At 39.2% G+C, this 10,730-nt stretch carries 8 protein-coding genes; 4 read left to right on the top strand and 4 right to left on the bottom strand.

The annotated features are described in order from the left end of the window. Positions 1 to 66: 66 nt before the first annotated feature. From JWP71_RS15415 to JWP71_RS15425, 3 genes are all read left to right on the top strand, one after another. Positions 67 to 2,349 carry a GH92 family glycosyl hydrolase gene (locus JWP71_RS15415; protein ID WP_299501751.1) on the top strand — a complete coding sequence of 761 codons (2,283 nt, stop codon included), beginning with the start codon at positions 67 to 69 and terminating at the stop codon, positions 2,347 to 2,349. Continuing rightward, on the top strand, positions 2,339 to 3,448 hold the full coding sequence (locus tag JWP71_RS15420; protein ID WP_299501753.1) for a Gfo/Idh/MocA family oxidoreductase: 1,110 nt from the start codon (positions 2,339 to 2,341) through the stop codon (positions 3,446 to 3,448). The genes JWP71_RS15415 and JWP71_RS15420 overlap by 11 nt, the downstream gene beginning before the upstream one ends. 172 nt (positions 3,449 to 3,620) lie before the next feature. Then, the gene (locus tag JWP71_RS15425) at positions 3,621 to 4,415 is read left to right on the top strand and encodes a polysaccharide deacetylase family protein (protein ID WP_299501755.1); all 795 of its coding nucleotides are present in this window, start codon (positions 3,621 to 3,623) and stop codon (positions 4,413 to 4,415) included. Positions 4,416 to 4,741: 326 nt separating this feature from the next. Here the strand turns inward: JWP71_RS15425 and JWP71_RS15430 are convergent, their stop codons facing one another. Next, positions 4,742 to 4,972 carry a hypothetical protein gene (locus JWP71_RS15430; protein WP_299501758.1) on the bottom strand — a complete coding sequence of 77 codons (231 nt, stop codon included), beginning with the start codon at positions 4,970 to 4,972 and terminating at the stop codon, positions 4,742 to 4,744. 66 nt (positions 4,973 to 5,038) lie between these two features. Here JWP71_RS15430 and queG point away from each other — a divergent pair, with 66 nt between their 5' ends. Further along, a complete protein-coding gene (queG, locus tag JWP71_RS15435) occupies positions 5,039 to 5,977 on the top strand; it encodes a tRNA epoxyqueuosine(34) reductase QueG (RefSeq protein WP_299501760.1) in 939 nt (312 codons plus the stop codon). Between the two features lie 63 nt (positions 5,978 to 6,040). Here the strand turns inward: queG and JWP71_RS15440 are convergent, their stop codons facing one another. The 3 genes from JWP71_RS15440 to JWP71_RS15450 form a co-directional block, all read right to left on the bottom strand. Next, positions 6,041 to 7,048 (bottom strand): 3'-5' exonuclease, encoded by a 1,008-nt coding sequence (locus tag JWP71_RS15440; RefSeq protein ID WP_299501762.1) that lies wholly within the window; start codon positions 7,046 to 7,048, stop codon positions 6,041 to 6,043. A 323-nt stretch (positions 7,049 to 7,371) separates the two neighbouring features. Beyond that, positions 7,372 to 7,947 carry a C40 family peptidase gene (locus JWP71_RS15445; protein ID WP_299501764.1) on the bottom strand — a complete coding sequence of 192 codons (576 nt, stop codon included), beginning with the start codon at positions 7,945 to 7,947 and terminating at the stop codon, positions 7,372 to 7,374. 127 nt (positions 7,948 to 8,074) lie between these two features. Next, a partial coding sequence (locus JWP71_RS15450) for a carboxypeptidase regulatory-like domain-containing protein (protein WP_299501766.1) occupies positions 8,075 to 10,730 on the bottom strand: 2,656 nt, incomplete at its 5' end.

Consider the following 10,730-nt stretch of genomic DNA (forward strand, 5'->3'; position numbering starts at 1 on the left):
AGCGCCTATAAACATTTAGGCAAATTAAAAACCGGGGGTAATCCTTCATTGTTTTAACCCTTATTAATGAAAAAAATACTTCTTTTTGCTTTGCTGATTACATCGGTACAAGCATTTGCACAACAGGTTAAAACTGCAGTAAATAACCCGGAAGAATGGGTAAACCCGTTAATGGGTACCGACTCTAAATACGACCTATCAAACGGTAACACCTACCCTGCTGTTGCACTACCCTGGGGTATGAATTTTTGGACACCACAAACCGGTGCCATGGGCGATGGCTGGCAATATACTTACGACGCGCATAAAATACGCGGCTTTAAACAAACCCATCAACCATCACCATGGATGAATGATTATGGACAATTTTCTATAATGCCGGTAACGCACCGTTTAAAAGTATCGCAGAATAAAAGGGCCAGCTGGTTCTCGCATAAGGCCGAAGTAGCCAAACCTTATTATTACAGCGTTTACCTGGCCGATCATGATGTTACTACAGAGATCACTCCTACCGAACGCGCCGCGCAATTTAGGTTTACCTATCCGCAAACAGACAGCTCATTTATTGTGATTGATGCTTTTGATAAGGGATCATATGTAAAAATCATCCCCGAAAAAAGAGAGATAATAGGTTACTCTACCAAATTTGCACGGGGTCCGCTAAAAAACTTTAAAAATTACTTTGTAATATATGTTGATAAAGATTTTACCTTATCGCATACTTATAGTGACAGCACCTTAAAAGATGGACAATCCCTCGAAGCCAAACACGCCAGCGCAGTCATAGGATTTAAAACCACCAAAGGCGAACAAGTGCATTTAAAAGTTGCTTCGTCATTTATAAGTATGGAGCAGGCCGAACTGAATTTGCAAAGAGAAATTGGCAAGGATGATTTTGACAGTACCGAGCAAAAAGCAAAAACCGTATGGAACAAAACCCTAAGCCGGTTAACTGTAGCCGGGGGCAGTACAGACCAGGTGCGCACGTTTTACTCTTGCCTTTACCGCATGCTTTTCTTCCCCAATAAATTATATGAAGTTGATGCCAATAACCAGATAGTTCACTACAGCCCATACAACGGAAAGACCATGCCGGGTTATATGTTTGGCGGCACCGGTTTTTGGGATACCTTTAGGGCGCTTTATCCATTTCTTAACCTGGTTTATCCATCCATCAACAAAGAAATGCAGGAGGGCCTGATTAATGATTACAAAGAAGGCGGCTGGTTGCCAGAGTGGTCAAGCCCGGGATATGCTAATGTGATGATAGGCAATAACTCGGCATCAGTAGTTGCCGAAGCTTATTTAAAAGGTTTGCGGGGCTATAATATTGATACTTTATACGAAGCGTTACTACATGGCGCTAACAAAGAGGGCCCTAACGGCACCGGCCGTAAAGGCGTTAATTACTATAATAAGTTAGGTTACGTACCCTATAATGTTAAGATAAACGAAAACGCCGCACGTACATTAGAATATGCTTATGATGATTTTTCCATCTATCAATTAGGCAAAGCGCTAAATCGCCCTACGGCAGAAACCGATATTTACAAAAAACGCAGCATGAACTATGTTAACCTGTTTGATAAAACAACGGGATTGATGCGTGGTAAAAATAAAAATGGCGAGTTCCAATCGCCATTTAACCCCTTTAAATGGGGCGATGCCTTTACCGAAGGTAACAGCTGGCATTATACGTGGGGTGTTTTTCATGACATACAAGGCTTAGTTAACCTAATGGGTGGCCAGCAGCAGTTTATTAAGAAGCTGGATTCGGTATTCACCATCCCGCCAATTTTTGACGATAGTTATTATGGCGAGGTTATCCATGAGATACGCGAAATGCAGATAGTAAATATGGGGCAATACGCGCATGGCAATCAGCCCATACAGCACATGTTATACCTGTACAATTATGCGGGTGAGCCATGGAAGACCCAATACCACGTTCGTGATGTAATGGACAAGCTTTATAAAGCCACGCCCGATGGTTATTGCGGCGATGAAGATAATGGACAAACATCTGCCTGGTACGTTTTTTCGGCTATGGGCTTTTACCCGGTGTGCCCCACCAGCGGCCAATATGTATTAGGCGCGCCGCTGTTTAAAAACCTAACATTGCACCTTGAAAACGGCAATACATTAATTATAAACGCGTCAAATAATAGCGAAAACAATAAGTATATTAGCACCATGAGTTTTAACCAAAAACTCTACAATTATAACTGGGTAAGCCATACTGATCTGTTACAGGGAGGTGTAATCGACTTCAAAATGTCTGCCCAACCAAATAAACTTAGAGGTATTAACGCAAATTCTTTCCCTTATTCTCTATCAAATGAAAAGTAAATTTTATTTTGAAAAGCTGATCCTATTAGCTGTTTTTTTTAGTTGCTCATTCGCTTCGGCAAATGCGCAGGACACCCGCTTACGTTTAGGCGTATATGGACTGAACCATGACCACATTGTTGGTTTTTTTAATCAATGGAAAAAAGGCACCGCAAACGTAGTTGGTGTATATGAACCCAGCAGGCCCCTGTGGGAAAAATACAAGAAACGTTATAACTTGCCAGATTCAATTTATTTTGATGATGTAAACAAAATGATTAAGGCTACCAGGCCCGAAGTTATGTTAGGTTATAATGCAGTAGGCAAACACGTTGATATTGTTGAGCTATGCGCGCCGCTGCATATACCGGTTATGGTTGAAAAACCATTGGCAGCTACATTGGCACAAGCCAAACGTATGGAAGCCCTGGCCAATAAATACAATATTAAATTATTAACCAATTACGAAACCACCTGGTACTCGTCGTTCCAATATATTTATGATAAAGTTAACCAGGATAGTATAGGTAAAATACGCAAAATGGTAATACGCGACGGCCACCGTGGCCCGGTTGAAATTGGCTGTAGTCCTGAATTTTTGGCTTGGCTTACTGATCCGGTTTTAAACGGAGCAGGCGCGCTTAATGATTTTGGCTGCTATGGCTCTGACCTGGCTACCTGGTTAATGCATGGCCAGCGCCCAATTGCGGTTACTGCTATTGCCAAACATTATAAACCATCTGTATATCCAAAAGTTGAAGACGACGCGCAAATAATTGTTGAATACCCTACTGCAACCGCGGTAATTGAAGCATCATGGAACTGGGCATTAAATTTAAAGGATATGGAAGTTTGGGGAGAAAGAGGTGTTATACATGCTTTTGATGGCACCAATGTTCAGTTCAGGCTTAAAGAAGGAAATTTAGGATTGGTTAGCTCAACTAAAGCTATACCCGCACCAAACAATGACCCATTAGTTTATGTTACTGCTGTAATTCGCGGACAGATACCCGGCACTGACGACCAGCCATCATTAAAATACAATATGATAGCCATGGAAATTTTAGATGCTGCCAAAAGATCTATCAACGAAGGCAAACGAATTGTTTTACAACCATAAAAATTAAAAAAACCTCTGTCATTTCAACGAAACGAGGAGAACTTTCTCTTGAGTGGGTTGAGCTAAGCCTGTGAGAGCGAAAAAATCTATACACCTGATGTTATTTAGCAATGTATAGATTTCTCACTACCGTTCGAAATGACATACACGCTTAACAATAATTCATTACTTTATGTCAAAACTATCTATCTCCGTACTTTCAATCCTTACATTATTATCTGTTCGCAGTTCGGTTATTGCCCAGGGAACTAACCCTGCTGTTATTATGGCGCGTAAGCAAGTACCAATAATATGTTATCACCAAATACGCGACTGGCGACCTAAAGATTCTAAAAACGCTAAAGATTATATTATACAGATAGCAAACTTTAAACAACACATTAAAATGCTGGCTGATAGCGGTTACCATACTATATTGCCCGATCAGTTATATGCATACCTTACAACCGGTGCAGCGTTGCCTAAAAAACCCATTATGCTTACGTTTGATGATACTGACGAAGATCAATATACCATTGCCGCGCCCGAACTAAAGAAATACGGCTATAAGGCAGTGTATTTTGTAATGACCGTATCTATAGGCCGCCCGCATTATATGACTAAAGAGCAGGTTAAGGCGCTATCAGACGCGGGCAACGTTATCGGCAGCCATACCTGGGACCACCACATGACCAGCAAATACAAACATGATCCTAATCCTAAAAAAGACGATTGGGTTATCCAGATTGATAAGCCTACACAAAAACTGGAAGAAATAACCGGTAAAAAAATAACCTACTTTGCCTACCCGTTTGGTATATGGAACAAATCAGGCTTTGGCGAATTACATAAACATGGCTTTAAAATAGCTTTCCAACTGGCAGAAAAACGCGATCCGAATGATCCGTTAATGACCATACGTCGCATTTTAGGTAGCGGCTACTGGAGTGCCAAAACTTTAAGCAATAGTATTAGAAACAGCTTTTAACCCCCAGCCCCCTAAAGGGGGAATTTTTGAAAAGCATATTTATTAGTAAAAAAGCCGCATCCTGATGCGGCTTTTTTGTTTGTCTGCGAGGTCTTTTTTTTTGAAAAAAAGTGTTTCACATCAGGTGTTTCACCCCAAATTTGCAAAAATCGAAAAAGCATCATAAAATACTTATTATAAGACATTTATCATGTTTTACCTAAAGTATTAGTACTATTTCAAAGTGTTTCACTAATTTTGTCAAAATGCTAAAAATAAATACGTTAACCTAAAATAGTGTTTCATGTGTTTCATTAATTTGTGAAACACTTACATCAATCTTTTTTTTACAAATTCTCTCCCTTTGGCCCCTGCCCTTTGTTTGAGGTATTTTCGTCTTCAGGGTCGTCATTATCATTATCGGGAGTTACGGTTGGTATACGTTCTTCATCAGGGTTGTTCTGTTCGGTTGGCTGCTCCCCTTTCTCCAAATCATTATCGCCATCCTTATTGGTTACGGCCGTATCATCATTGGTGATCTGGTCGTCTTTTGGTTCATTATATGCTGTGTTTTCCATGATGCTTTTATTTAGAATAACATTATTAAAAAAAGTCTGTTTTTTATTTGTGTTATCTTTGTACAAATGCAACAAAACAGGTCGGCATATAGCGAATTGATAAAGGCCGAAGCCAAAAACCTCGGCTTTATATTTTGCGGTATTGCCAAAGCTGATTTTTTAGAGCAGGAGGCACCCCGACTGGAATCGTGGCTAAATAAAGGCATGCACGGCGAGATGCAATACATGGAGAACCATTTTGATAAACGCCTTGACCCGCGTTTATTGGTTGATGGCGCTAAATCTGTTATTTCCTTAGGATTGAATTATTATACAGATAATATACAGTCAGATCCGCTGGCGCCTAAAATATCCAAATATGCTTATGGGCAAGATTATCATACCGTAATAAAAGATAAGCTAAAGCAATTACTGCAAATTATTAATGAAAAGATAGGCGAAGTTGGCGGGCGCGCGTTTGTAGATTCGGCACCGGTACTGGACAAAGCCTGGGCACAAAAGGCAGGCTTGGGCTGGATAGGAAAAAACACTAATTTGATCAATCAAAAAACGGGATCTTTCTTTTTCCTGGCGGAGTTGATTGTTGACCTTGAACTGGAATATGATATAGCGCCCACTGCCGACCATTGCGGTACCTGCACACGCTGTATTGACGCTTGCCCTACCGAGGCGATTGTAGGCCCTTATGTGGTTGATGGCAGCCGTTGTATATCTTACTTAACCATTGAGCTTAAAAATGAGATACCACAGGAGTTTAAAGGCAAAATGGACAACTGGATGTTTGGCTGCGATATTTGCCAGGACGTTTGCCCATGGAACAAATTTTCGGTACTACATAATGAGCCCGCGTTTCATCCTCACCCGGAATTACTGCACTTAAACAGCAATGATCTAAAAGAGATCACCGAAGATATTTTCCAAAAAGTATTTAAAAACTCGGCAGTTAAGCGTACTAAGTTTAACGGATTAAAACGTAATATTGATTTTTTGAAGATTAAAGATTAGTGATTACAGATTGGTTGAAATTGCAATACCTAATCTTTGATCTTTGATCACCATCTTTCATTACTACCCCTTCTTAAATTTGTCGGCCAACAATTTCAGCATATCTTCATTTACCGGCACCGCTGGTTCTTCCTTCTTTTTAAAAGGTTTGTTTTCAAAAGGTTTATTAAAGATTTTTTGAGATACAGGCTTTGGGGCCTCTGGTTTTGCTATCTCTTGTGCAACAGGCTTTGGTTGTGCCGTTTTTTGCTGGCGTTCGGCTTGTTTTTTATCGTTCCAGCGTTTGTATATTCCCTCAAGCTTGCGTTTGGTATATAAAGGGAAATCGCCCTGCATCATCCATGAATAATAGCTTGGCTCAACGTTAAATATATCCTCTACTTTTTTGCCTTTATGCTTACCAAAGTTAAATACTTCTTCGCCTTCGTCGTTAAACGCTAACCGGCCGGCAAAATCAACAGGGCGGTTTAGGTTGGTAAATTTATGCAGGCCCTCTACATGGTTTACAACAGGTATGCTTTTATTGCCTTTTTTATCTTCCCATTCCTGGTTCTCGTATCTTTCTATTTGCGCCAACAGCACTTCCATGGTGGCACGCGTATCAGCTTCGGCACTATGGGCATTAATAATATCCTTGCTGCAATAAAACTGGTAAGCGGCTTTTAAAGTACGCTGCTCCATCTGGTGAAATATATTCTGTACATCAACAAAATGACGGTTATCAAGGTCAAACAAAACTCCAGCTCTTAAAAATTCTTCCATCAGCATAGGGATATCAAATTTGTTAGAGTTAAAGCCGGCCAGATCACTATTATCAATAAATTGAGCAACTAAAGGCGCTATGGCTTTAAAAGTAGGCTCGTCTTTTATATGTTCATCATAAATACCATGTATTAATGATGATTCAATAGGAATAGGCATTTCGGGGTTTATGCGCCATGTTTTAACATCTTCACTTCCATCGGGATGAAGTTTAATTACTGATATCTCAACAATCCTATCAGCGCCAATATTTATCCCTGTAGCTTCCAGGTCAAAGAAAGCCAGCGGGCGTACTAAATTCAGTTTCATAATTTATAAGTCAGGAATGTAAAGCGCAAAAATCTAAAAAAATCATCACAATAAACAATTTCGCCTATTTAATTTTAAAAGTGCAAATTGTATAGCCAGGTTAATTTCGCCACCTTACTAAAGTAGTAATGATTATGCCCGATATTGGTATTTAACTAAATATCCATATGCCCAGTATTATACCTAATATCATTATTACATATAATAGTATTTCGGTACCGGCAAATCGCTTATATTTTGTCCAGAATGAATAATCTTGTTTTGACATACGCGAACAAAATTATTAAATTATATTAGCTATAGATATAAAAGATTAAAGAGATTTATTCATTTTCAACGCCTTGTGCCGAAACAAGCTCTGTTTTAACTGAACCGGCACGCGAAAAATATTTATACATAGATGGGCTACGTAATTTAACTATCATTACCCCTTTTGTTGAACTGGCATGAACTATATAACCGTTTTGAAGGTACACGCCTACATGACTTAACGCCTTTCCGTCAAAATCAAAAAACACCAGGTCGCCTTCTTTTAACTCTTCTTCGTATTTACGCTTAATAACCGCCGCCTGCTGATAAGTAATGCGCGGAATTGTAATACCGTAAACTTGTTGTTCTAATAATAAGGCTAACCCCGAGCAATCTACTCCATCTTTATCAAGCCCGCCAAATTTGTATGGAGTACCTGTCCATAACTCAATAAAATTGTATAAGCGGCCATTTTTAATATCACTCTTATCAACCCCCATAATTTGCGCGTATTTATCGGCTATACTTGCCTGGGGTTTTACTATCGCCCCCGCCTCACCTTTCATCACTGCCTTTTTACTGTGGCAGGATGCCAGTATAATACCTGTAAAAAGCAATAACAATAGTTTAGTGTAGTGCTTAAACTTCATGTTATAAAAGTAATTGTAAAGCGTTAAAGCCTAAGCCCGATGTTTTTAACATATCAACATTAAAGCAATAGCTACATTGTAAAAAGGCCCGCGAAAACACGCGAGCCTTTTAAATAAATTGAGGGGGCTATTGTACTTTATAGCGATAAACTGTGCGCCCAATATTGCCATCGGCATCAATTCCTTCAATTATAACGCGGTAACTGCCCTTGGCATCAGCATTAAAATATTCAAAAGTTGCATTACCGGTTGCTTTATCAGTTATTACCCTTGGGCTCCAATAAACAGTACTTCGTAAATCTCCACCTATTGGCGAGTTGCCGGCTACAGTATATTTAGGGTTATAAAAAGCCCTTGGCATGGTATAACCTTTGGGCGAAAAGCTTGTTGAGCTATTTGCCATCGAAGCTAATAATGCCTTAATTTGATCTTGTGTCATTTTTGGCTTATTAACTTTTTTTGCATTTACTACTATAATACCTTTTGTGCCTGTATTTCTATTAACTCCGCTTACACCATCCGACAAAAATATCTCTACAGATTCTACGTCTTTAGGATCAATACTTGATAAAAAATTAAAATCAACGGGTAATCCATTATAGTATATAGCTACAGGTGTTGAGCTGTCGCCTGTTGTGTGGCCCCTTCTTACGTACATCTGCCCATCATCATATACTAAGCCGGCGGTCATGGCTCGCAAACATTCAAATACGTTTGTACAGGCTATTAAGCTAGTTCCTGCAATTTGCTGGTCTGGTATACTGCTTAGGCCCATAAGCGACGGATAATCATCATGACTGGGCTTCTTTTCAAAAACCTTGTCTTTTATAACCACCTCTTTTAACACATGCGAATTAATAGTTTGTTGCTTATTGTTTTTAAGGTATGCAACCAACGCTGTATCAATATTAGCAATCTCATCAGGCGCAGTGTTGTTAATTGTAGGCGGCAAATAAGGGTCGCTATCAATCATGATCATGAGGTTATTACTATTAATACTACCTTTTGCGTCCAGCACGGCGCTTACAGAGTCGGGGAAAAACATTTTTGAAAACCTAAATTCACCCACCGGGTTAGTCACGGTGTGTAAGAAAACATACTTATCCTTTATAGAAAAATTCACGATGCCCTTTGATATTGGCATAGCCAAAGCTGTGCGCAACGTGCCGGATATGGTTATACCGTCTTCAGGTTTAAATTTAACAGCGGGTATTCTGTTGGCTAAAATATCTTTATATAAAAAACGAGTATATCCCTGGGTTAGCATTAATACATCAAGATCGGCCTTTGTTTTATCATTTGGGTTATTGAAATAATAATTGGGTTTTTCAACATATCCCTTCAAATCAGACGTGAGTAGTAAACTGGTTAAGATAGTTGTTTCTGAGTTTTCATCATAAGGCACCTTTGTTTCATCAATAACAGTTACTGATAAATTAGCCTCTGACGGCGCAGCAGCCTTTTTTGCCGAAACATTAACAGTTACCTTTTGTCTTGGCGCATAGGATGTTTTTTCTGTTTTCAGATCAATTTTTAACTGATCATCGCGTTGTACAAAAACACTGCGCTCGGCTAATGCATCACCGTTTGGCGCAAAAATTGTAAACTTAACAATACCACTGGTAAGGCTGCTTTTAAGCACAGAACGCGACCACGCCTTGGTTACCAAAGGAATTTGCGTTCCATAACAAATTATTTGCCCTACCTGTCCTACGGTACCAATAGTTTTATTCCGGTTAGCCTGAAAAAATTCATCGCTTGCATAGTAGGTAATAATTACTTTTTCAGGATCGGCATTTGATACATTTATTGTCATACCGTTGTTTTTTGCAGCAGGCAAATTGTAATTATTTTGTGTGCCGTCCGGAAAAGTTATACTTGCTTTATAGGTTTTACCATTTTCGGGCTGCAGCTCAAATACGCCCATACCTAAATGCTGGCTTGCTATGGTAGCTACTACCGCACCTGTATTATCTGTAATTGTACCCTTTACATCAATGCCTAATCCATTAGGCTTTATAGCCTTAAAAGCCACCCTGTTTTTTATTCCGTTTATTAAGTCGCCGCCCTCCGGGAAAATTTGAACGTCCATTGGTGCCCCAACATGTTTTAGTGAAAATGAATTATTGGATGATTTGTTGTCCAGATCCAGAGACGTAACCAACATAGCCGTATTTAGACCATCGGTTTTTTTGGTTGTAAATGTGATGTTTGCATTGCCCAGTGCATCTGTAGTTTCTTTACCCTTGCCTAATGTTTCGTCATCAGTGCTTTGTATCTTCCAGCTTACTTTTCTACCTGAATATGCGCGGCCATCCGGGGTATTGTAATGAATTATAGCATCAATCTTTGCGTTACCGCTTTTAACCAAACCTGTTATTGTGGCATTGGTAATAACATCTTTATCAACACCGTTGCCAACGGGTATAGTTTTATTAAAAAAGTAAGCCGCGTCTGAATTACGCATCCAGTTAGTATATGCCCTTATATGATAGTTGTCTTGTTTGTAAAGAGGCTTGTTTAGTAATATATCTCCAAAAGCAGTACTACCTAACACAGGTAGTTTTAATTTTTGCACTATTGAATCCTTACTATTTAAAATATCTACATAAACAACCTTACTAATATTTGAAGGTATGTGTACATCCATAGTTATATACACCTTAAACCATACGGTATCGCCAACGGCATAATAAGGTTTATCAAATTGCAGATAAACTTTTTCAACAGGGTGCTCTAAATTAAATTTTTCTGTTTTGGCTACAATTGTTTTTACACTAATT

Source organism: Mucilaginibacter sp., assembly GCF_028287845.1.
Taxonomy (GTDB): domain Bacteria; phylum Bacteroidota; class Bacteroidia; order Sphingobacteriales; family Sphingobacteriaceae; genus Mucilaginibacter.

Excerpts from the sequence above, each read along its gene's own strand:
- JWP71_RS15445 (WP_299501764.1), bottom strand. The coding sequence starts at position 7,947 with ATGAAGTTTAAGCACTACACTAAACTATTGTTATTGCTTTTTACAGGT.
- queG (WP_299501760.1), top strand. The coding sequence starts at position 5,039 with ATGCAACAAAACAGGTCGGCATATAGCGAATTGATAAAGGCCGAAGCC.
- JWP71_RS15425 (WP_299501755.1), top strand. The coding sequence starts at position 3,621 with ATGTCAAAACTATCTATCTCCGTACTTTCAATCCTTACATTATTATCT.
- JWP71_RS15440 (WP_299501762.1), bottom strand. The coding sequence starts at position 7,048 with ATGAAACTGAATTTAGTACGCCCGCTGGCTTTCTTTGACCTGGAAGCT.
- JWP71_RS15415 (WP_299501751.1), top strand. The coding sequence starts at position 67 with ATGAAAAAAATACTTCTTTTTGCTTTGCTGATTACATCGGTACAAGCA.
- JWP71_RS15430 (WP_299501758.1), bottom strand. The coding sequence starts at position 4,972 with ATGGAAAACACAGCATATAATGAACCAAAAGACGACCAGATCACCAAT.
- JWP71_RS15420 (WP_299501753.1), top strand. The coding sequence starts at position 2,339 with ATGAAAAGTAAATTTTATTTTGAAAAGCTGATCCTATTAGCTGTTTTT.